16 protein-coding genes and 1 pseudogene are annotated in these 21812 nt (G+C 53.3%); 7 read left to right on the top strand and 10 right to left on the bottom strand.

Translation table 11 applies throughout. The annotated features are described in order from the left end of the window. The first annotated feature begins 164 nt into the window (after positions 1-164). Both RTW80_RS10675 and RTW80_RS10680 read left to right on the top strand, forming a co-directional pair. Complete coding sequence (locus RTW80_RS10675; RefSeq protein ID WP_000556295.1) at positions 165-1898, top strand: phosphoethanolamine transferase CptA; 1734 nt, start codon at positions 165-167, stop codon at positions 1896-1898. A 214-nt stretch (positions 1899-2112) separates the two neighbouring features. Further along, positions 2113-2964 carry an AraC family transcriptional regulator gene (locus tag RTW80_RS10680; RefSeq protein ID WP_000274624.1) on the top strand — a complete coding sequence of 284 codons (852 nt, stop codon included), beginning with the start codon at positions 2113-2115 and terminating at the stop codon, positions 2962-2964. On the opposite strand, the gene RTW80_RS10685 is transcribed toward RTW80_RS10680, so the two are convergent. The 5 genes and pseudogenes from RTW80_RS10685 to RTW80_RS10705 form a co-directional block, all read right to left on the bottom strand. Continuing rightward, a complete protein-coding gene (locus RTW80_RS10685) occupies positions 2951-3292 on the bottom strand; it encodes a PTS fructose-like transporter subunit IIB (RefSeq protein ID WP_000323846.1) in 342 nt (113 codons plus the stop codon). The two genes, RTW80_RS10680 and RTW80_RS10685, sit on opposite strands and share 14 nt — an antisense overlap. A gap of 1 nt (position 3293) precedes the next feature. After that, on the bottom strand, positions 3294-4172 hold the full coding sequence (locus tag RTW80_RS10690) for a [formate-C-acetyltransferase]-activating enzyme (RefSeq protein WP_063119348.1): 879 nt from the start codon (positions 4170-4172) through the stop codon (positions 3294-3296). Then, positions 4138-6435: a formate C-acetyltransferase gene (locus RTW80_RS10695; RefSeq protein ID WP_000184830.1), complete on the bottom strand. Its 2298-nt coding sequence runs from the start codon at positions 6433-6435 to the stop codon at positions 4138-4140. The genes RTW80_RS10690 and RTW80_RS10695 overlap by 35 nt, the downstream gene beginning before the upstream one ends. A gap of 50 nt (positions 6436-6485) precedes the next feature. Next, positions 6486-6806, bottom strand: a complete 321-nt coding sequence (locus tag RTW80_RS10700) for a PTS fructose-like transporter subunit IIB (RefSeq protein ID WP_000161265.1) — start codon at positions 6804-6806, stop codon at positions 6486-6488. A gap of 14 nt (positions 6807-6820) precedes the next feature. Next, positions 6821-7811: pseudogene (locus RTW80_RS10705) on the bottom strand (PTS fructose transporter subunit EIIC). A 308-nt stretch (positions 7812-8119) separates the two neighbouring features. Between RTW80_RS10705 and ptsP the strand changes: the two are divergent. The 4 genes from ptsP to RTW80_RS10725 all read left to right on the top strand — a co-directional run bounded on the left by ptsP (position 8120) and on the right by RTW80_RS10725 (position 13301). Further along, positions 8120-10621, top strand: a complete 2502-nt coding sequence (gene ptsP / locus RTW80_RS10710) for a phosphoenolpyruvate--protein phosphotransferase (RefSeq protein WP_032247391.1) — start codon at positions 8120-8122, stop codon at positions 10619-10621. Positions 10622-10632: 11 nt separating this feature from the next. Continuing rightward, entirely contained in the window at positions 10633-11295 is a 663-nt protein-coding gene (fsa, locus tag RTW80_RS10715) for a fructose-6-phosphate aldolase (protein ID WP_000424841.1), read from the top strand. A gap of 10 nt (positions 11296-11305) precedes the next feature. Further along, the gene (gene gldA / locus RTW80_RS10720) at positions 11306-12409 is read left to right on the top strand and encodes a bifunctional L-1,2-propanediol dehydrogenase/glycerol dehydrogenase (protein ID WP_000374004.1); all 1104 of its coding nucleotides are present in this window, start codon (positions 11306-11308) and stop codon (positions 12407-12409) included. A gap of 274 nt (positions 12410-12683) precedes the next feature. Beyond that, the gene (locus RTW80_RS10725; protein ID WP_000647891.1) at positions 12684-13301 is read left to right on the top strand and encodes a DUF1287 domain-containing protein; all 618 of its coding nucleotides are present in this window, start codon (positions 12684-12686) and stop codon (positions 13299-13301) included. A 26-nt stretch (positions 13302-13327) separates the two neighbouring features. Here the strand turns inward: RTW80_RS10725 and yijE are convergent, their stop codons facing one another. From yijE to metF, 3 genes are all read right to left on the bottom strand, one after another. Continuing rightward, on the bottom strand, positions 13328-14233 hold the full coding sequence (gene yijE / locus RTW80_RS10730) for a cystine transporter YijE (protein ID WP_001271242.1): 906 nt from the start codon (positions 14231-14233) through the stop codon (positions 13328-13330). Between the two features lie 92 nt (positions 14234-14325). After that, positions 14326-16506 carry a catalase/peroxidase HPI gene (gene katG / locus RTW80_RS10735; protein ID WP_001295695.1) on the bottom strand — a complete coding sequence of 727 codons (2181 nt, stop codon included), beginning with the start codon at positions 16504-16506 and terminating at the stop codon, positions 14326-14328. 328 nt (positions 16507-16834) lie between these two features. After that, positions 16835-17725 carry a methylenetetrahydrofolate reductase gene (metF, locus tag RTW80_RS10740; RefSeq protein ID WP_000007523.1) on the bottom strand — a complete coding sequence of 297 codons (891 nt, stop codon included), beginning with the start codon at positions 17723-17725 and terminating at the stop codon, positions 16835-16837. Between the two features lie 75 nt (positions 17726-17800). Here metF and RTW80_RS10745 point away from each other — a divergent pair, with 75 nt between their 5' ends. Then, the gene (locus RTW80_RS10745) at positions 17801-17935 is read left to right on the top strand and encodes a hypothetical protein (protein ID WP_000660586.1); all 135 of its coding nucleotides are present in this window, start codon (positions 17801-17803) and stop codon (positions 17933-17935) included. A 138-nt stretch (positions 17936-18073) separates the two neighbouring features. On the opposite strand, the gene metL is transcribed toward RTW80_RS10745, so the two are convergent. Beyond that, positions 18074-20506: a bifunctional aspartate kinase/homoserine dehydrogenase II gene (gene metL, locus RTW80_RS10750; protein ID WP_000110772.1), complete on the bottom strand. Its 2433-nt coding sequence runs from the start codon at positions 20504-20506 to the stop codon at positions 18074-18076. A 2-nt stretch (positions 20507-20508) separates the two neighbouring features. Then, positions 20509-21669, bottom strand: coding sequence for a cystathionine gamma-synthase (gene metB / locus RTW80_RS10755; protein WP_001295694.1), 1161 nt, complete (start codon positions 21667-21669; stop codon positions 20509-20511). Positions 21670-21812 lie beyond the last annotated feature (143 nt).

The raw sequence follows: 21812 nt of genomic DNA on the forward strand, positions 1-21812 counted from the left end.
CCCTCGTGCTTTTGCGCGAGGGTTTTCTGAAATACTTCTGTTCTAACACCCTCGTTTTCAATATATTTCTGTCTGCATTTTATTCAAATTCTGAATATACCTTCAGATATCCTTAAGGAATTGTCGTTACATTCGGCGATATTTTTTCAAGACAGGTTCTTACTATGCATTCCACAGAAGTCCAGGCTAAACCTCTTTTTAGCTGGAAAGCCCTGGGTTGGGCACTGCTCTACTTTTGGTTTTTCTCTACTCTGCTACAGGCCATTATTTACATCAGTGGTTATAGTGGCACTAACGGCATTCGCGACTCGCTGTTATTCAGTTCGCTGTGGTTGATCCCGGTATTCCTCTTTCCGAAGCGGATTAAAATTATTGCCGCAGTAATCGGCGTGGTGCTATGGGCGGCCTCTCTGGCGGCGCTGTGCTACTACGTCATCTACGGTCAGGAGTTCTCGCAGAGCGTTCTGTTTGTGATGTTCGAAACCAACACCAACGAAGCCAGCGAGTATTTAAGCCAGTATTTCAGCCTGAAAATTGTGCTTATCGCGCTGGCCTATACGGCGGTGGCAGTTCTGCTGTGGACACGCCTGCGCCCGGTCTATATTCCAAAGCCGTGGCGTTATGTTGTCTCTTTTGCCCTGCTTTATGGCTTGATTCTGCATCCGATCGCCATGAATACGTTTATCAAAAACAAGCCGTTTGAGAAAACGTTGGATAACCTGGCCTCGCGTATGGAGCCTGCCGCACCGTGGCAATTCCTGACCGGCTATTATCAGTATCGTCAGCAACTAAACTCGCTAACAAAGCTACTGAATGAAAATAATGCCTTGCCGCCGCTGGCTAATTTCAAAGATGAATCGGGTAACGAACCGCGCACCTTAGTGCTGGTGATTGGCGAGTCAACCCAGCGTGGACGCATGAGTCTGTACGGTTATCCGCGTGAAACCACGCCGGAGCTGGATGCGCTGCATAAAACCGATCCGAATCTGACCGTGTTTAATAACGTGGTTACGTCTCGTCCGTACACCATTGAAATCCTGCAACAGGCGCTGACCTTTGCCAATGAAAAGAACCCGGACCTGTATCTGACGCAGCCGTCGCTGATGAACATGATGAAACAGGCGGGTTATAAAACCTTCTGGATCACCAACCAGCAGACGATGACCGCCCGCAATACCATGCTGACGGTATTTTCGCGCCAGACCGACAAGCAGTACTACATGAACCAGCAACGTACGCAGAGTGCGCGTGAATACGACACCAACGTGCTGAAGCCGTTCCAGGATGTGCTGAATGACCCTGCGCCGAAGAAACTGATCATCGTTCATCTGCTGGGTACGCATATCAAATACAAATACCGCTACCCGGAAAATCAGGGCAAGTTTGATGGCAATACCGATCATGTTCCGCCAGGATTAAGCGCAGAAGAGCTGGAATCATATAACGATTATGACAACGCTAACCTGTATAACGATCATGTGGTTGCCAGCCTGATTAAAGACTTTAAAGCGGCAGACCCGAACGGATTCCTGGTTTACTTCTCTGACCACGGTGAAGAGGTTTACGACACGCCGCCTCATAAAACCCAGGGGCGTAATGAGGACAACCCGACGCGTCATATGTACACCATTCCGTTCCTGCTGTGGACGTCGGAAAAATGGCAAGCGACTCATCCCCGTGATTTCTCACAGGATGTCGATCGTAAATACAGCCTGGCGGAACTGATCCACACCTGGTCAGATTTGGCGGGCTTATCTTACGACGGTTACGATCCAACCCGTTCAGTGGTGAATCCGCAGTTCAAAGAAACTACCCGCTGGATTGGTAACCCGTACAAGAAAAACGCGCTGATCGATTACGACACACTGCCGTATGGCGATCAGGTGGGTAATCAGTAATTATCAGCCAGGCGCTATTTGCCGGATGCGACGCTTGACGCGTCTTATCCGGCCTACAGATCGCGGCGGTAGGCTGGATAAGGCGTTTACGCCACATCCGGCAATACAACTGCCGCAATGTTTACATCGAACTCCCCTCAGGCCACACTTTTCAGGTGGCCTTTTTTAATAATGCCAGTTACTGTTTTCCCGTCTACATACCTAAGGGAATAACATGTATCACGACGTCAGCTATCTGCTCTCCCGCCTGATCAACGGCCCGCTGTCCCTGCGCCAGATTTACTTTGCCAGCAGTAACGGCCCGGTGCCCGATCTTGCGTATCAGGTCGATTTTCCACGGCTGGAAATTGTGCTGGAAGGTGAGTTTGTTGATACCGGCGCTGGAGCAACGTTAGTTCCCGGCGATGTGCTGTACGTTGCCGCTGGTGGCTGGAATTTCCCACAATGGAAAACACCCGCTACCACCTTTAGCGTGCTGTTTGGCAAACAGCAACTCGGCTTCAGCGTCGTGCAATGGGATGGCAAACAATATCAAAATCTGGCGAAGCAACACGTCGCCCGGCGCGGCCCACGCATAGGTTCTTTTCTGCTACAAACGCTCAATGAAATGCAAATGCAGCCGCAGGAGCAGCAAACGGCAAGGCTTATCGTCGCCAGCCTGCTTAGCCACTGCCGCGATTTGCTTGGCAGCCAAATCCAGACCGCCTCACGCAGCCAGGCACTATTTGAAGCTATTCGCGATTATATCGACGAACGCTATGCCTCCGCGCTTACCCGCGAATCTGTTGCGCAGGCGTTTTATATTTCGCCAAATTACCTCTCGCACCTGTTTCAAAAAACGGGGGCCATTGGTTTTAACGAATACCTGAATCACACGCGACTGGAGCACGCTAAGACGTTATTGAAAGGCTATGACCTGAAGGTAAAAGAAGTGGCGCACGCCTGCGGCTTTGTCGACAGCAACTACTTCTGCCGTCTGTTTCGTAAAAACACCGAACGCTCGCCGTCGGAATATCGTCGGCAGTACCACAGCCAACTGACAGAAAAACCGACTACTCCAGAATAAGATGGGTTTGCTGCGGCGCAGAAAGCACTTTGCGCACCGCGCTCATTACCCGCTGCGGCTCACGCAGGAATGCGTAGATGCTGCATTGCACATAGCGGCAATGTTCAAATCGCTCGGCACCGGCAAGCTCGATATCCGTAATCAACAGAGCAACATCCGCCCGACGGATATCCTCGTCCGCTAAACGATTCTCCGTTCCCAGCGCGCCCTGAGTTTCAATGCTGACTCCCCACTTCTCTAACAGGCACAACTTTTCCAGCCGTTCCGCCGCCATATAAGTATGCGCCACGCCACTGACGCAGGCGGTTACTGCCACCAGGTATGCCATTTTAACCTCCCACGGTAACCTGAAATCCGGCCCGTTCTGCCATTTCGCGCATCGTTGTCACATCGGCTGACGACGGCGCAGGCACCTCTTTCATCGACCATGTTTTCCCCAGCAGGCGGTATTTCGGTTCGCCGTACTGATGAAACGGTAACAGATGGATCTGCCTGATTTTCAGCGGGATCAGTACATCCAGCGCCTGCTGCATATTCTCCCGGCTGAGCGTGAAACCAGGGATCAACGGTAAACGCGGGATCACGTTGACACCCTCACTCACCAGCAAACGCAGATTCTCCAGCACGCGTGGCAGGTTCATCTTCACCACATCCCGCGCCTGAGTCGCGTCCATAATTTTTAAATCGAACAGCACTTCATCGCACAATTTCGCCAGCGGTAACAGCTTGCTTGCTGGCGCGTCTCCGGCAGTTTCAATGGCGCATGACACACCCCACAGCCGCAGTCGCTGTAAAAAACGGGTAGCAAACTCCGCCTGCATTAACACTTCGCTGCCAGAAAGCGTGACGCCGCCGCCGGACGTGCGAAAAAAAATGTCATCTTTCATCACTTCCCGTTCCAGAGCGTCAAGGCTGATATCGCGACCAATCCGTTCAAACGCCCCGGAGGGGCATTCATCCGCATCACGCAAACATTTCGCACAGTGCAGACATTTCGCCTCTCTGCGTACCGTCTGGATTTTGCCGGAGATCGACTCCGGATTAGCACACCACGGGCAAAGATGCGGACAGCCTTTAAAAAAGACCACCGTACGAATGCCCTCACCGTCATTCAGTGAATAACGCTGAATGTTGAAAATGCGCGCCACATCATTGCGGCGCGTTTCCACAACGTTACAGCTGATGCGCTGTCCGGCGGATGATGTCATCCTGGATCTCCTTCGACAGTTCGACAAAGAAGGCGCTGTATCCGGCAACGCGCACCACCAGCCCGGCATAATCTTGTGGGCGCTGTTGCGCTTCCCGCAACGTGTCGGCGTTCACCACGTTAAACTGAATATGTTGTAACTTAAGCTGGGTAAACGCCCGTAAGAAGTCGGCCAGTTTGCGTAATCCCGCTTCACCTTCCAGGGTCGCCGGAGTGAATTTCACGTTCAGCAATGTACCGTTAGACAGCAGTGTGTTATCGAGCTTACTGACTGACTTCAGTACCGCCGTTGGCCCTTGTGCGTCCTGACCCAGCATAGGTGACAAGCCGCCGTCTGCCAGCTGTTCTCCGGCAAAACGACCGTCTGGCGTCGCGCCAACCACCGATCCCAACGGAACGTGAGCAGAAACGGTATACGATCCCGGCGTGAAGTAGCCGCCGCGCGGGTTCTGGTATTTTTCCACTTCTTTGCAGTAGTGGCGCAACAGTTCGGCGCTAATGTTATCCACCTCGTCGATATCGTTACCGTATTTCTCAAAGCGGTTAATTAAGCGAGCGCGGACTTTTTCGCCTTCTGGCGTTGCAAAGTTGGCTTTTAATACCGACAGCAATTCGTCAAAACTTAAACGCTGTTGATCAAAAACCATCCCTTTCAACGCATGGAGAGAATCGCTCAGGTTGGCGATACCGATCCCCTGTACGCCGGAGAAGTTATAACGCGCGCCGCCATCGGTAATATCGCGGCCTTTTTCCAGACAATCGCTGATAAAAGACGAGAGCAGCGGTACAGGTGCCCAGTCGCGATGGCCGATATCGCAAATATTACTGCCTTCAACCATCAGGGTGATGTAGTGGCTGATCTTGGCACGGATCTGTTCCAGTAAACCTTCATAAGTCAGCGCGGCATTGCCTTCATTTTCATGCAGGCAGATTTCCATCACTTTCAGCAGGTTAAACATCGCGATGTCATGCAAGCCGTAGGTTCTGCCGGGAATAGATAATTCCACACAGCCCACTACGGAATAGTCGCGCGCATCTTCCAGCGAAACGCCACGGTTGAGGAACGCTGGCACCACCACTTCATCGTTAAAGATTTGCGGAATACCGGTGCCGAGGCGAATGGTTTCGGCGGTTTTCATCAGGAACGGCGTGTCGATCAAGGCGTTAGTGCGCACGCCGAGGTTCGGTTGCGGTAATTGCACGCTTTGATAGGCGTCAAGGCAAAGGAACGAAAGCACGTTCACCGCGCTACGTCCGTTCTCGGTTAACCCGCCGAGCAGTGCGGTATAGCCGGTCGGGAAACCGGCGAAATAACGCGCGCTGCTGGTGGAGCGCAACAGCACGATGTCGTTGCATTTCACCCATAAAGATTCGAGCAGTTCTTTCAGGAACGCCGCATCTTCGCCCTGGGTTAATGATGTCTGATAGAACGGCAACATATACTGGTCGAAGCGCCCCAACGATAGCGAACTGGCGTTGGATTCGTATTGCAGAATGATGTTCATGTACCAGAATAACTGGCACGCCTGCCAGAACGTCTGCGGCTTATGTTGCGCGTTATGGCGGGAGATCTCCGCAATAGTCAGCAGCTCTTCGCGACGCTGGGCATCTGTGCAGTTTGCCGCCATCGTTTCCGCCAGTTCGGCGTAACGCAAAATGTGTTTCTGCGAGGCTTCCAGCAGTAACAGCGCTGCCTGATAAAAGTGATTCTCCGGCTGTTGCTGACAATGTTGCTGCATCTGTGCTACCAGCTCCCCCAGCCCGTGATTCAGCAGGCGTGGGTAATCAATAATAATGTGCCCCTGGCCTTTATCTGTCTGGTTGATGCTGAAAATCTGCGTGCTGGTCGCGGCTTTTACTTCATCTGTCATCTGCCCGTTGATGAAATCTTTCATCGAACGTTTTTCCCAGTACGGGAACAACTCTTCGCGGTAGATACGTTTATCTTCTTCGCTGATAGCAAAGCGGTCCTGCGGACGCGTCGGGAATTGATCCAGCTCTTTCAGCAGCCAGTAAGGGTCCATTTCCGGCGACATAATCCCGGCGCGCGGTTTTACGGTGCGGTTACCGGCAATCAGTTCTTCATCACGAATCGAAATTTCAACATGTTCAAGGATATACGCTGTTGCTTTCGCCCGGCGCAATATCACCGGTTCGCCTTCGGTTTGCCGATGGCTGGCGGTATAAAGCAGCGCCCGCTCCAGCGAGATTTCACGGGTATTGGCAAACAGTGCAGTTTTGAGGCGAGAGATACGATTCGTCATGAGGAACTCCTGTGGGAAAGCGAACCCGCCCTTACGGGCGGGATAAGAACTTAAGCGGTTTGCGCCAGGTGAGCTTCAATTTTGCTCATAATGGCATCAGCACGTTTTACCGCATCGCTGATGTTGACGCGCACGATGGTCTTGCCAGCAAAACGCTCTTCAAACTTGATGCCGATATCTTTAGTCAGAATCACCATATCGGCGCTCGCCACGTCTTCCGCAGTCAGTTCATTTTCCAGACCAATTGAGCCCTGGGTTTCTACTTTCACTTCCCAGCCTTTCGCTTTCGCGGCACTTTCCAGCGCTTCTGCTGCCATATAGGTATGGGCAACACCTGAAGGACATGCGGTTACTGCAATAATTTTCGTCATGGCTTGTTCCTCAATTAATTAATTTCAAAATCCAAATCCAGGTCGTCTTCTTTTTCATCAGTCGAAGACCCATTTTTACGCGCCAGACTTTTCAGCACGTTCACACAAACAGCCGTCACCACTGCTCCGACAGCCACTGCGGCGATATAACCCAGCTTGCCTTCAACCACCGGCAGTACAATCAGACCACCCCAGCCTGCATAGCACTGCGCACCGACCAGCGCCGCAGTTACCGCACCCCATCACCAGCGCCGCTTTACCAGTTTCGCGCTCTTCTGCGGAGAAATTTTTACGACCAATCAGCGTCGCCAGCCCCATCCCCAGCGGTGGAACACAAATCCCAACAGCGGCAATAGCCACCACGGTATAAACACCCTGAGCAACGCAAATCAGCATGAAGGCATAGGCCACTTTGTTAACCGGACCGCCCATATCGAACGCCAGCATCAGACCCATGATCACCGCCAGCATAACAATGCTGCCCTGCTGCATCCCCTGAAGCCACTGAGTCAGGCTGTTGGTCAACGCCCCTACAGGCTCGCCCAAGCCCCACATCATGATGCCTGCGGTAATCAGTGTGCCGACGATAGGAATGATGAAGATAGGCATCACCGAGCGCAGAACTTTATGCACCGGAATTTTCTTCAGGTAATGCACCACGATGCCGCCGATAATCCCGGCGATCAGCGCACCAAAGAAGCCCGCACCAAAGCTGTTACCAACCCAGGCCCCGATAGCGCACGGAGCCAGCGCAGAACGCTCTGCAATGGAGTAACCAATGTAAGCGGCGAGGAAAGGCACCATCAGCGTCAAACCCGCAACGCCGATATCAAACAGTTTTTTCAGATTCGGATCGGCTACGGCATCCGGCACTGCGCCTTTGCCATACAACATGACGGAAACCGCCAGCAAAATACCGCCCGATACCACGAAGGGAATCATGTGTGAAACGCCCGTCATTAAATGCTGACGGGTATTTTTCAGGATCTGCACCAACTCATTCATAAGCTGCTCCCGGGCTTGCAAAAGCCCATGTCCATATTTTTGATGGAGGAAACAATAGGCAATCGCAGGCGGAGCAAACAGTGGATAAAAAGGCCATTTACTGGACTTTTGTAATATCAGTACAAAAATGCGATCCGCCTCATAACTTGCGATAATCCGGAAGCATGCCGCAAAACGGCGTCTTGTGAGACGCGTCGCAAATTGACGGTTACATTACATTTGTCCAGCTTTTGGCAGATTTGTCACATGGCAGGCCGTTGCCGTGCGCTCTTATCCTGTAAACAGAAAACCGTACCGGGAGAGAGGCAATGGCCCTGATTGTGGAATTTATTTGTGAGCTACCTAACGGCGTACATGCACGTCCGGCAAGCCACGTTGAAACGCTGTGTAATACTTTTTCATCACAAATTGAGTGGCATAACCTGCGCACTGACCGTAAAGGCAACGCCAAAAGCGCCCTGGCGCTGATTGGCACCGACACGCTGGTGGGCGATAATTGCCAGTTACTGATTTCCGGGGCCGACGAACAGGAAGCGCACCAGCGTTTAAGCCAATGGCTGCGCGATGAATTCCCCCACTGCGATGCGCCGCTGGCGGAAGTTAAATCTGACGAACTGGAACCACTGCCGGTTTCATTGACCAATCTGAATCCGCAAATTATCCGCGCCCGCACCGTGTGCAGCGGTAGCGCAGGCGGCATTCTGACGCCGATCTCTTCTTTAGATCTCAATGCGCTGAGTAATCTTCCCGCTGCCAAAGGCGTTGACGCCGAACAATCCGCACTGGAAAACGGCCTGACGCTGGTACTGAAAAACATTGAGTTTCGTCTGCTGGATAGCGACGGTGCTACCAGCGCGATTCTGGAAGCGCACCGATCCCTGGCTGGCGATACTTCCCTGCGCGAACATTTACTGGCAGGCGTCAGCGCCGGATTAAGCTGCGCCGAAGCGATTGTCGCCAGTGCGAATCACTTTTGCGAAGAGTTCGCCCGTTCCAGCAGCAGCTACCTGCAAGAACGTGCCCTGGACGTACGCGACGTCTGCTTCCAGTTACTCCAGCAAATCTACGGTGAGCAACGCTTCCCGGCACCGGGCAAACTGACGCAGCCCGCCATTTGTATGGCTGATGAACTGACTCCCAGCCAGTTCCTCGAACTGGATAAAAATCACCTCAAAGGTCTGTTACTGAAAAGTGGCGGCACCACCTCACATACCGTAATTCTTGCCCGTTCGTTCAACATTCCGACACTGGTTGGTGTGGATATTGATGCCCTCACTCCGTGGCAGCATCAAACGATTTATATCGACGGCAACGCTGGGGCGATTGTGGTTGAGCCAGGGGAAGCCGTAGCTCGTTATTATCAGCAAGAAGCCCGCGTACAGGACGCCCTTCGTGAGCAACAGCGTGTCTGGCTGACCCAACAAGCCCGTACCGCTGACGGTATCCGTATTGAAATTGCCGCTAACATCGCTCACTCCGTGGAAGCGCAGGCCGCATTCGGCAATGGTGCGGAAGGCGTTGGTTTGTTCCGCACTGAAATGCTCTATATGGATCGCACCAGTGCACCGGGTGAAAGCGAGCTGTACAACATTTTTTGTCAGGCGCTGGAGTCTGCCAACGGACGCAGCATTATTGTGCGCACTATGGACATTGGCGGTGATAAACCCGTTGATTATCTGAACATTCCGGCAGAAGCTAACCCGTTCCTCGGTTATCGCGCGGTGCGTATTTATGAAGAATACGCGTCGTTGTTTACCACACAACTACGGTCAATCCTGCGCGCCTCTGCTCACGGCAGCCTGAAAATCATGATCCCGATGATCTCCTCAATGGAAGAGATCTTATGGGTGAAAGAAAAACTGGCGGAAGCCAAACAGCAACTGCGTAACGAACACATTCCGTTTGATGAGAAGATCCAGCTCGGCATTATGCTGGAAGTGCCGTCGGTGATGTTCATCATCGATCAATGCTGCGAAGAGATTGATTTCTTTAGTATTGGTAGTAATGACCTGACGCAATATCTGCTGGCGGTGGATCGCGATAACGCTAAGGTTACTCGTCACTACAACAGCCTGAATCCGGCATTCTTGCGGGCGCTCGATTACGCCGTGCAGGCGGTGCATCGCCAGGGCAAATGGATTGGTCTGTGCGGTGAGCTGGGAGCGAAAGGTTCCGTGCTGCCGTTGCTGGTCGGTTTAGGGCTGGATGAACTCAGCATGAGCGCACCGTCAATTCCGGCGGCGAAAGCGCGAATGGCGCAACTTGATAGCCGTGAGTGCCGCCAGTTGCTCAACCAGGCAATGGCCTGCCGTACTTCGCTGGAAGTGGAACATCTGCTGGCGCAATTCCGCATGACCCAACAGGACGCACCGCTGGTCACCGCCGAGTGCATCACGCTGGAAAGTGACTGGCGCAGCAAAGAAGAAGTGCTCAAAGGCATGACCGATAACCTGCTGCTGGCGGGCCGCTGCCGCTATCCGCGTAAACTGGAAGCCGACTTATGGGCGCGCGAGGCCGTTTTCTCTACCGGTCTGGGCTTTAGTTTTGCCATTCCCCACAGCAAATCAGAACACATTGAGCAATCCACCATCAGCGTAGCGCGTCTGCAAGCGCCGGTGCGCTGGGGCGATGATGAAGCGCAATTCATCATTATGTTAACCCTGAACAAACACGCTGCGGGCGATCAGCATATGCGCATTTTCTCGCGCCTCGCTCGCCGCATCATGCACGAAGAATTCCGTAACGCGCTGGTTAACGCCACCTCTGCCGACGCTATCGCCAGCCTGCTGCAACATGAACTGGAACTGTAAAAGGAAACATCATGGAACTGTATCTGGACACCGCTAACGTCGCAGAAGTCGAACGTCTGGCACGCATATTCCCCATTGCCGGGGTGACAACTAACCCGAGCATTATCGCTGCCAGCAAGGAGTCCATCTGGGAAGTGCTGCCGCGTCTGCAAAAAGCGATTGGTGATGAGGGCATTCTGTTTGCTCAGACTATGAGTCGTGACGCGCAGGGTATGGTGGAAGAAGCGAAGCGCCTGCGCGACGCCATTCCGGGCATTGTGGTGAAAATCCCGGTGACTTCCGAAGGTCTGGCCGCCATTAAGTTGCTGAAAAAAGAGGGTATTACTACACTTGGCACCGCTGTATATAGCGCCGCACAAGGGTTATTAGCCGCACTGGCAGGGGCAAAATACGTTGCTCCGTATGTTAACCGCGTAGATGCCCAGGGCGGGGACGGCATTCGTACGGTTCAGGAGCTGCAAACGCTGTTAGAAATGCACGCGCCAGAAAGCATGGTGCTGGCGGCCAGCTTTAAAACGCCGCGTCAGGCGCTGGACTGTTTACTGGCAGGATGTGAATCCATCACCCTGCCCTTAGATGTAGCGCAACAAATGCTCAACACCCCTGCGGTAGAGTCAGCTATAGAGAAGTTCGAACACGACTGGAATGCCGCATTTGGCACTACTCATCTCTAAAGGAGCAATTATGGACCGCATTATTCAATCACCGGGTAAATACATCCAGGGCGCTGATGTGATTAATCGTCTGGGCGAATACCTGAAGCCGCTGGCAGAACGCTGGTTAGTGGTGGGTGACAAATTTGTTTTAGGTTTTGCTCAATCCACTGTCGAGAAAAGCTTTAAAGATGCTGGACTGGTAGTAGAAATTGCGCCGTTTGGCGGTGAATGTTCGCAAAATGAGATCGACCGTCTGCGTGGCATCGCGGAGACTGCGCAGTGTGGCGCAATTCTCGGTATCGGTGGCGGAAAAACCCTCGATACTGCCAAAGCACTGGCACATTTCATGGGTGTTCCGGTAGCGATCGCACCGACTATCGCCTCTACCGATGCACCGTGCAGCGCATTGTCTGTTATCTACACCGATGAGGGTGAGTTTGACCGCTATCTGCTGTTGCCAAATAACCCGAATATGGTCATTGTCGACACCAAAATCGTCGCTGGCGCACCTGCACGTCTGTTAGCGGCGGGTATCGGCGATGCGCTGGCAACCTGGTTTGAAGCACGCGCCTGTTCCCGTAGCGGCGCTACCACTATGGCGGGCGGCAAGTGTACCCAGGCGGCGCTGGCACTGGCAGAACTGTGCTACAACACTCTGCTGGAAGAAGGCGAAAAAGCGATGCTTGCTGCCGAACAGCATGTAGTGACTCCGGCGCTGGAGCGCGTGATTGAAGCGAACACCTATTTAAGCGGTGTAGGCTTTGAAAGTGGTGGTCTGGCTGCGGCGCACGCAGTGCATAACGGCCTGACCGCTATCCCGGACGCGCATCACTATTATCACGGTGAAAAAGTGGCATTTGGTACGCTGACGCAGCTGGTTCTGGAAAACGCACCGGTTGAGGAAATCGAAACCGTAGCTGCACTTAGCCATGCGGTAGGTTTGCCAATAACTCTCGCTCAACTGGATATTAAAGAAGATGTCCCGGCGAAAATGCGAATTGTGGCAGAAGCGGCATGTGCAGAAGGTGAAACCATCCACAACATGCCTGGCGGCGCGACGCCAGATCAGGTTTACGCCGCTCTGCTGGTAGCCGACCAGTACGGTCAGCGTTTCCTGCAAGAGTGGGAATAACCTACTCCAAACTCCCGGCTTGTCCGGGAGTTTGAACGCAAAATTGCCTGATGCGCTACGCTTATCAGGCCTACGCAATCTCTGCAATATATTGAATTTGCGTGCTTTTGTAGGCCGGATAAGGCGTTCACTCCGCATCCGGCACTCTGTGCCAGTAATCTGAAACTCCCACGTTGTTCAGGAATTTTTTATCCGCTTCTGGACATTTTCTCTACAGAACAATCGTTAGCCCGGAAGGTCGAATCTGTGACTCTTATTTTCACGGACGAACCAGATGAAAGCTTCACTGGCGCTGCTCAGCCTGCTAACGGCATTTACCAGCCACTCCTTAAAATCTCCCGCCGTTCCACCAACCGTGGTACAAATCCAGGCCAATACCAACCTTGCCATCGCAGACGGTGCCAGACAGCAAATTGGCAGCACGCTATTTTACGATCCGGCGTATGTGCAGCTTACTTATCCTGGCGGTGATGTTCCGCAAGAACGCGGTGTATGTTCCGATGTGGTGATCCGCGCATTGCGCAGCCAGAAGGTCGATTTGCAGAAACTGGTTCACGAAGATATGGCGAAGAATTTTGCTGAGTACCCGCAAAAATGGAAGTTAAAGCGCCCGGACAGCAACATCGATCACCGTCGGGTGCCTAATCTGGAAACCTGGTTTAGCCGCCATGATAAAACACGCCCCACCAGCAAGAACCCCAGTGACTATCAAGCGGGCGATATTGTCTCCTGGCGACTGGATAACGGGCTGGCACATATTGGGGTGGTTTCAGATGGCTTCGCCCGCGACGGTACGCCGCTGGTGATACATAACATTGGCGCAGGCGCGCAGGAAGAAGATGTGCTGTTTAACTGGCGGATGGTGGGGCATTATCGTTATTTTGTTAAATAAGAGATCGCCCCACATGAAGAAAAAATTCAGATCCTTTTTACACTGACGGCTTCTTTTTTCTTACGGCTCACCAGCGCCAGTGCCAGCACAATCAGCACAATACCGCTACCTTCAACGGCCCCCGGATTCTCGCCGAGCAGCCACCAGGAAAAGAGTACGCCGCAAACGGGAACGGCCAGTGTGCTTAAGCTGGCAATACTGGCAGGCAAGTTTTTCAATACAAACAACCATAAGCTCCACGCCAGTGCCGTCGCCAGAATCGCACTGTAGGCCAGCGCCCAGAACACGGTGGGCTGCCAGTCAATTTCACGTTGCGGCACCAGTAAAGCGACCACACTCATCACCAGCGCCGCATACAGCATCTGCCAGGATGTTAACGACAATAAATCCACGCGCGGATGACGGGCATACAGACGTTTAGCAACAATCGCGCTCGCCCCCCAACTGACGCCGGAGAGGATTGCCAGCATGGCACTTTTCATCGAAGAGAAATCGAGTTGCCACGGCTGCAACACCAAAAATAAGCCGAAAGCGGCAATCAGAATCGCGAAATATTGCCCACGTCGCAGGCGTTCACCGAGAAACAACGCGGCGAAAATCACCACCCAGAACGGCATGGTATAGCTCAGGATCGCCACCTTCCCCGCACCTCCGCTGACCAACGCCCACTGCGCCAGACCAACCATCCCGCAGGTTTGTAACAGGGCAATGGCTAAGGTGTATTTAAACGGTGTCGGGCGCATTCCGCGACCACGTAATAAAAGGACGATGAATAAAACGAGAGCGCCGAAAATGCAGCGTAAGGCGGTAAAGTCGAAGGCACCGATGTAACTGGTGACTTGCTTCATGAAAATCCAGCTATAACTCCAGATAAGTGTGAGCACAACCAGGCCACTGATTGCCAGTGGGTTGCTCTTTCCTGCGGCAGACATGAGAGATCCAGTGTGTAGTTTTCGTTCGCCCACTATACGCTGGTAAAGAACGTTCAGCGACTGCCAGCAAGCAGCCGCTGAACGGGGTCAGATTACAGCAGGTCGAAACGGTCGAGGTTCATCACTTTCACCCATGCCGCCACGAAGTCTTTAACAAACTTCTCGTGGGCATCGCTACTGGCGTAAACTTCCGCCACCGCACGCAGGACGGAGTTAGAACCAAACACCAGATCCGCACGGCTGGCCGTAAATTTCACTTCGCCGGTTTCACGGTCACGGCCTTCGAACAGCTCTTTCGATTCGTCGGTCGCTTTCCACTCGTAACGCATATCCAGCAAGTTCACGAAGAAGTCATTGCTCAATACGCCAACGCGGTCAGTGAAGACGCCGTTTTTGCTGCCATCGAAGTTGGCACCCAGTACACGCATGCCGCCCACCAGCGCAGTCATTTCCGGCGCGGTCAGCGTCAGTTGCTGTGCTTTGTCGATCAGCAGTGACTCGGTGGTGGAAACGTCCAGACGAGCGCGATAGTTACGGAAACCGTCAGCAATTGGCTCCAGCAGCTCAAACATCTCAATGTCAGTCTGATCCTGACGCGCATCAACGCGACCCGGCGCAAACGGTACATGAATGCTCAAACCTGCGGCGCTTGCGGCTTTCTCAACACCAACCACACCAGCCAGCACTATGATATCCGCCAGCGAGGCTTTACCAGACTCTTTCTGGATTTTCTCCAGAACAGGCAGAGCACGAACGGCTGCGGCGTTCACATCCCAGTCGCGCTGCGGCATTAATGCCAGACGCGCACCGTTGGCACCACCGCGTTTGTCGCCACCACGGAAGGTAGAAGCAGATGCCCAGGCCACCGATACCAGCTCACTAACAGACAGACCAGAATCCGCAATCGCGAATTTCAGATCGATAATGTCCTGCTCGGTCGGGTTGTAGATCGGCTGCGGCAGCGGATCTTGCCAGATCAGATCTTCTTTCGGCACTTCCGGCCCGATGTAGCGAGATTTCGGCCCCATATCCCTGTGCGTCAGTTTGAACCAGGCACGGGCAAAGGCTTCGTTGAACGCCTGCGGATCGTTGAGGAAACGACGAGAGATCTTCTCGAACTCAGGATCAAAACGCAGCGTCAGGTCGGTCACCAGCATTGTCGGTTTACGTTTCTTCGACGGATCAAACGGATCCGGGATAATTTCCGGTGCGTCTACCGCTTCGAACTGGATTGCGCCAGCCGGGCTGCGGGTCTGTACCCACTCATACTTGAACAGGTTCTCGAAGAAATAGTTGCTCCACTGGGTCGGCGTCTGGGTCCAGACTACTTCCAGACCAGAGGTAATGGCATCTGCGCCAACGCCGCTGCCGTAAGTGCTCGCCCAACCTAAACCTTGTTCTTCAATCGGTGCAGCTTCTGGATCAGGACCTACATTTGATGTCGGACCGGCACCGTGGGTTTTACCCAGCGTATGACCACCCGCAATCAGCGCCACGGTTTCTTCGTCGTTCATGCCCATGTTGCCGAAGGTCGCGCGGATAGCTGCTGCCGCAGAAAGCGGTTCGCCGCTGTGATCCGGGCCTTCCGGGTTAACGTAAATCAGACCCATCTCGGTTGCACCCAGCGGTGCTTTCGCCAGCGCTTCCGGATGACGGTGAGTCAGCCAGGCTTTTTCATCACCCCAGTTAACATCCAGATCCGGTTCCCAGACGTCTTCACGACCGGCACCAAAACCGAAGGTACGGAAGCCGGAGTTTTCTAGCGCCACGTTACCCGCGAGGATAAACAGGTCGGCCCAGGAGATTTTCTGACCATATTTCTGTTTGATTGGCCACAACAGGCGACGCGCTTTATCGAGGCTTACGTTATCCGGCCAGGAGTTCAGCGGTGCAAAACGTTGCTGACCACGACCCGCGCCACCGCGTCCATCGATTGAACGGTAAGTCCCCGCGCCGTGCCAGGCCATACGAATAAACAGACCGGCGTAACTGCCCCAGTCGGCTGGCCACCACGGTTGAGATTCTGTCAACAGGGCTTTCAGATCTTTTTTCAGGCCGTAGTAATCTAATTTGCTGAATTCTTTGCGGTAGTCAAAGTCCTCACCCAGTGGGTTAGAACGATTAGAATGTTGGTTTAACAGGTCAACACGAAGTTGATTTGGCCACCAGTCGCGAGTGGTTGTTCCCGCCCCCGCACTCTGGTCGTGACCGCCCTGATGGAACGGGCATTTGCCAGTGGCTGTGGTGTTATGGATATCGTCTGACGTGCTCATCAATGTGCTCCCCTCTACAGTGTTACCGTTACGATACATAGCGTTAGAGAGAAGTTATAATTGAATTAATCCACGGATGCGATAGTTGAGATCTTACATATTGTTGGTTAAAGAGATGTAGATCAAATTGATCTTAATTAAGCTTTTTTGATTATGTCCGAATTCGGACAAATGCTTTATAAAAAAGGGTTTTAGCTTCATATCCTTCAAGTAATGAGGGAGAAAACAAGGCTGATAACCTTATTTTCCCGCCCTCATTTCGAGGCAGCATTTTGTGCTCTGTTTAAAATTTGTGATCACTGTGTGATTTTCACAAAAGCCACACTATTTATAAACCAGGTCGAACCCCCAGCGTATGGCAAATCGCGTAACTCATTTCAGCACGGTTAAGCGTATAGAAGTGGAAATCTTTCACTCCTTCACGGCTTAAAATCTTCACCATATCCATGGCAATATTCGCGCCAACCAGTTTGCGGGTTTCGGCATCATCATCCAGACCGTCGAACATTTGCGCCATCCACGCCGGAATACGCACGTTGGTCATATCGGCAAATTTCTTCGCCTGTTTAAAGTTAGATACCGGCAAAATTCCCGGAATAATTTCCACATCAATGCCCGCCGATACACAGCGGTCACGAAAACGCAGGTAGCTTTCGACATCGAAGAAGAACTGAGTAATCGCGCGGTTGGCTCCGGCATCCACTTTGCGTTTCAGATTAAGCAAATCCGCCTGAGCGCTTTTTGCTTCCGGGTGAACTTCCGGATACGCCGCCACGGAGATATCGAAATCTGCCACTTCTTTTAATAGCGTCACCAGGTCAGAAGCATACATTTCTGGCTTACCACTTCCCGGCGGCAGATCGCCACGCAGCGCCACGATATGACGAATACCGTTATTCCAGTAGTCGCGTGCAATGGTGCGCAGCTCGTCGGGCGTCGCATCAATGCAAGTAAGATGCGGTGCCGCTTCCAGACCAGTGCGATCTTTAATGCCTTTAATAATGCTGTGAGTACGGTCGCGCTCGCCGGAGTTCGCGCCATAGGTCACCGATACAAACTTCGGTTTCAGGCTGCTAAGGCGATCGATGGAGTTCCACAGGGTCTGCTCCATTTCACTGGTACGCGGCGGGAAAAACTCGAACGAAACGTTAATCTGCCCCTGGACTTCTGCCAGGCTCTGATTCAGGGCATCCCGCTGGCTGGCGTGAAAAAAGCTCATACCTTACCTCATCAATCGCTTGTAGTTATATGTTGTGTTGTGCACATCTATCCGTTTAGACGTCCAGATGTAAAGATGAAGGAAAAGCCGAAGGGCGTCAACCGAAAAATGACCAATGATGGTGAGGAAAAATCAGGGAAGATGAAAAAACTTCAGGATGGTAAGAAAAAGAAAATCCGGTATGCAAAGCAAACCGGACTGCAAATATAAACTAACCATGTACTTATTGCTTCTTGCCGGATTCGTCGTAAACGCTTAATCCGACCTAATCCTATGATAATTCAATATATTTCATTAGAAACCATAAACCCGAAAACATGAGTACCGGGCATTATTAAATTTCTGAAATTACAACAACTGTGCCAGCCGGTTGATATCCGACTGAATCGCCCCGGCGGTGACGTCGCGCCCAGCGCCAGGTCCGCGGATCACCAGAGGGTTATCGCGATACCAGCGGCTTTCGATGGCAAAGACGTTATCGCACGGCAGCAGTGATGCCAACGGATGATCTTCACGCACCGCTTCCACGCCTACACGCGCTTTACCGTTGGCATCGAAACGCGCCACGTAGCGCAGCACCAGCCCCATTTCGCGGGCCGCTTCCAGCCGTTGCACCATCTGCTCGTTCAGTTCATCGCCATTTTCAAAGAAATGGTCGATGCTGCCGCCTTCGCAATGAGCAGGCACCAGCGATTCCACACGTACCTGATCCGGTTCGATGTTGTAACCTGCTTCACGCGCCAGAATCACCAGCTTGCGCATCACGTCTTTGCCAGAGAGATCGTCACGCGGGTCAGGTTCGGTTAAGCCCTGCTGCCACGCCTGATCCACCAGCTCGGTAAACGGCACGCTACCGTCGAATTGCAGGAACAGCCAGGAGAGCGTGCCGGAGAAGATCCCGCTGATCGACAAAATAGTATCGCCGCTGTCGATCAGATCGCGCACGGTGTGGTTGATCGGCAAGCCCGCACCGACGGTGGCATTGTACAGCCAGTGACGCCCGGTTTTTTCGAAGGCGTCGTGGATCTGGCGATATTTATTGCTGTCGCTGGCTCCCGCCAGTTTGTTGGCGCTGATAACGTGGAAACCGTGGCTGGCGAAATCAAGATACTGATCAGCAAGCTGCTGGCTGGCGGTAACGTCCAGCACCACTAAATCATCATACGGATGGGCGCGCATCCACAGGAACAACGACTCTTCATCCTGCTCAACCGCTTCATCGTTGAAGAAGGCTAATGCGCGGCTGGCGTCCAGCCCGTCATAGCTCAACAGGCTGCGGCGGCTGTCCACCACACCTGCCAGCACAAACTCAAAGCCGGTACGTGCCGAAAGCGTGCTCTGCTCACGGGCGAACAGTTCCAGCCAACGGGAACCGATATTGCCCTTACCGAACAATACCAGGCCGATGCGTTTTTCTGCGCGGAAGACGGACTGATGCAGCCCCTGAATCAGGCTTTCGGTCGGGCCGGTGCGCAGTACTGCCACCAGGCTGATGCCGTCATCGGACTGCCAGGTAAATTCGACCGGCTGGCCTTTCAGTTGCTGCCAGAAGCGGTGGCAATGCAGCGGGTTACGGGTGACGCCTGCACCGACCATCGCCACCAGCGCCAGCCCCTGACGCAGGCGCAGTTCGCCAGGTAATCCCGCTTCGTCGAGGATTTTCAGCGCACTGTCGGCCACTTCTGAGGTGTAGCAAAATTGCAGCAACTGGCGATCGTTATGTACGCCAACCGCCAGCGGGCGTACCTGCGCGCGTTTCAGGATTTGGTCGATCTCTTTATGCGCCAGTTTGAAATCCTGACTGGCGGGCACCTGAAACTCAATCAAACAGACATCATCGTGGCTGGTGACAATACGCGCACCAGTACCGGAGGCCAGCACGCGTTCAATGCGCGTGGAACCTTGATCCGGCGTGTAGCTACAGCGCAGTTGCAGGTCGATTTCGCTGCCAGAAACCGGCTGTAAAGTACGGGCGTGAAGAACGGGAGCCGCCAGGCGCGCCAGTTCGCTGGCCTCATCCAGACGCAGCAACGGCAGCAGGCAGGCATCTTTCACTTTACGCGGGTCGGCACTGTATACCCCGGCGACGTCGCTCCAGATGGTTACGCGAGAAACACCCGCCAGCGCACCGATTTGTGTCGCGGAATAGTCGGAACCGTTACGCCCCAGCAGCACCGTTTCACCGGCGTTGTTGCGGCTGATAAATCCGGTCACCACCAGACGTTTGCCCGGATGTTGCACCAGCAGCTGTTGCAGCAACGGGTAAGAAAGCCCTTCATCAACCTGCGGTTGTGCGGCGCGTTCAGCGCGTAAAAACTCGCGGGCATCAAGCCAGGCCGCTGGCAGCCCTTGTTGATTAAGTACCGCAGACATCAGGCGCGCCGACCACACTTCACCGTGGCCCACCACTTCCGCATACACCGCATCGTTAATACCACTGTCGAGCAACGCCGCCAGGCGTTCCAGATCGCTGACAAAAGCGCTAATGAGGCTATCGGCTTCTTCAGCGGGTAGCAGACCGCTAATCAGATCGCACTGATAGCGACGCAGCGTTTGTTGAACCTGATGCGCAGAGAGACGATCGGTCTGGCTTAGTTTCAACCAGTTAATCAACTGGTTAGTGGTGCTACCGGCGGCGGAAACCACCATCATATCGTCAGGCTGAGAGTACTCCGCCATAATGCCCGCGACACGCAAATAACACTTCACATCAGCCAGACTACTGCCACCAAATTTATGCAGCTGACGACCTTTCGCCCCTGCCTGCGCAATCACACTCATTTTTACCCCTTGTTTGCAGCCCGGAAGCCATTTTCCAGGTCGGCAATTAAATCTTCGCCATCTTCAATACCGGTGGAGATACGCAGCAGCGTCTCGGAGATCCCGGCGGCAGCACGCGCTTCTGGTGCCATGCCTGCATGTGTCATGGTTGCGGCGTGAGAGATTAAACTTTCCACTCCCCCTAATGATTCCGCCAGCGTAAACAACGACAGCCCGCCCAGGAAACGACGCAGCGTCTGCTCATCGCCATCCAGTTCAAAACTCAACATTGCGCCAAAGCCTTTTTGCTGGCGCGCGGCAATTTCATGCCCCTGATTTTCCGGCAGCGACGGGTGATACAGTTTTTTCACCAACGGCTGGGTTTGCAGATATTTCACAATCGCCTGCGCGTTACGCTGCGCCAGCTCCATACGCGGCACCAGCGTTCGCAACCCACGTAGCAGCAGATAGCTGTCAAACGCGCCGCCCGTCACGCCAATATTGTTTGCCCACCAGGCCAGTTCAGTGACAACGTCCGGGTCTTTAGCAATCACCACGCCGGCCACTACGTCTGAGTGACCGTTCAGATATTTCGTGCATGAATGCAACACCAGATCGGCACCTAATGCCAGCGGATTTTGTAATGCCGGGCTTAAGAAGGTGTTATCCACCACGCTCACCGCCCCGACTTCCCTTGCCAGATGGCAGATTTTCGCAATATCCACGACGCGTAACAATGGATTACTTGGGCTTTCTACCAGTACCAGTTTGGGTTTTTCTGCCAGCGCTGCCCGTAATGCCTGTTCATCGCCTTGATCAACAAACAACACGCGATAGCAACCACGTTTCGCCAGGCTGTCGAACAGGCGATAGCTACCGCCGTAGCAGTCGTGCGGCGCAACCAGCAAATCGCCAGGTTTCAAAAAGACGGTGGTTACCAGATGGATGGCTGACATGCCGGTATTGGTGAGCACTGCACCGGCACCACCTTCCAGTTCTGCCAGCGCACGCTGAACCACATCGCGCGTTGGGTTGCCGCGACGCGAGTAATCATGCGCGCGCGGTTCATTAAATCCGGTAAAGTTATAGGTGCTGGAAAGATGGATCGGTGGGACAACGCAACCATACTGTTCGTCGTCATTTAACCCGCTACGCACTGCGATGGTGGCCTGTTTACGCGTCATGTGATGAAGTTCCCTGGGCTTTGTCGGTGAAATGTCAGGCACCAGAGTAAACATTGTGTTAATGGACGTCAATACATCTGGACATCTAAACTTCTTTGCGTATAGATTGAGCAAATCCCAAATAGCCGTTAAAATTATATGCA

The sequence above is a fragment of the Escherichia sp. AM3 genome (assembly GCF_032029835.1).
GTDB lineage: Bacteria > Pseudomonadota > Gammaproteobacteria > Enterobacterales > Enterobacteriaceae > Escherichia > Escherichia coli.

Bases quoted from the DNA above. Each gene is read 5' to 3' on its own strand.
- fsa (WP_000424841.1), top strand. From the start codon at position 10,633: ATGGAACTGTATCTGGACACCGCTAACGTCGCAGAAGTCGAACGTCTG.
- RTW80_RS10700 (WP_000161265.1), bottom strand. From the start codon at position 6,806: ATGACGAAAATTATTGCAGTAACCGCATGTCCTTCAGGTGTTGCCCAT.
- metF (WP_000007523.1), bottom strand. From the start codon at position 17,725: ATGAGCTTTTTTCACGCCAGCCAGCGGGATGCCCTGAATCAGAGCCTG.
- gldA (WP_000374004.1), top strand. From the start codon at position 11,306: ATGGACCGCATTATTCAATCACCGGGTAAATACATCCAGGGCGCTGAT.
- RTW80_RS10675 (WP_000556295.1), top strand. From the start codon at position 165: ATGCATTCCACAGAAGTCCAGGCTAAACCTCTTTTTAGCTGGAAAGCC.
- metB (WP_001295694.1), bottom strand. From the start codon at position 21,669: ATGACGCGTAAACAGGCCACCATCGCAGTGCGTAGCGGGTTAAATGAC.
- yijE (WP_001271242.1), bottom strand. From the start codon at position 14,233: ATGTCTGCCGCAGGAAAGAGCAACCCACTGGCAATCAGTGGCCTGGTT.
- RTW80_RS10685 (WP_000323846.1), bottom strand. From the start codon at position 3,292: ATGGCATACCTGGTGGCAGTAACCGCCTGCGTCAGTGGCGTGGCGCAT.
- RTW80_RS10695 (WP_000184830.1), bottom strand. From the start codon at position 6,435: ATGACGAATCGTATCTCTCGCCTCAAAACTGCACTGTTTGCCAATACC.
- RTW80_RS10680 (WP_000274624.1), top strand. From the start codon at position 2,113: ATGTATCACGACGTCAGCTATCTGCTCTCCCGCCTGATCAACGGCCCG.
- RTW80_RS10725 (WP_000647891.1), top strand. From the start codon at position 12,684: ATGAAAGCTTCACTGGCGCTGCTCAGCCTGCTAACGGCATTTACCAGC.
- metL (WP_000110772.1), bottom strand. From the start codon at position 20,506: ATGAGTGTGATTGCGCAGGCAGGGGCGAAAGGTCGTCAGCTGCATAAA.
- RTW80_RS10745 (WP_000660586.1), top strand. From the start codon at position 17,801: ATGAAGGAAAAGCCGAAGGGCGTCAACCGAAAAATGACCAATGATGGT.
- ptsP (WP_032247391.1), top strand. From the start codon at position 8,120: ATGGCCCTGATTGTGGAATTTATTTGTGAGCTACCTAACGGCGTACAT.
- katG (WP_001295695.1), bottom strand. From the start codon at position 16,506: ATGAGCACGTCAGACGATATCCATAACACCACAGCCACTGGCAAATGC.
- RTW80_RS10690 (WP_063119348.1), bottom strand. From the start codon at position 4,172: ATGACATCATCCGCCGGACAGCGCATCAGCTGTAACGTTGTGGAAACG.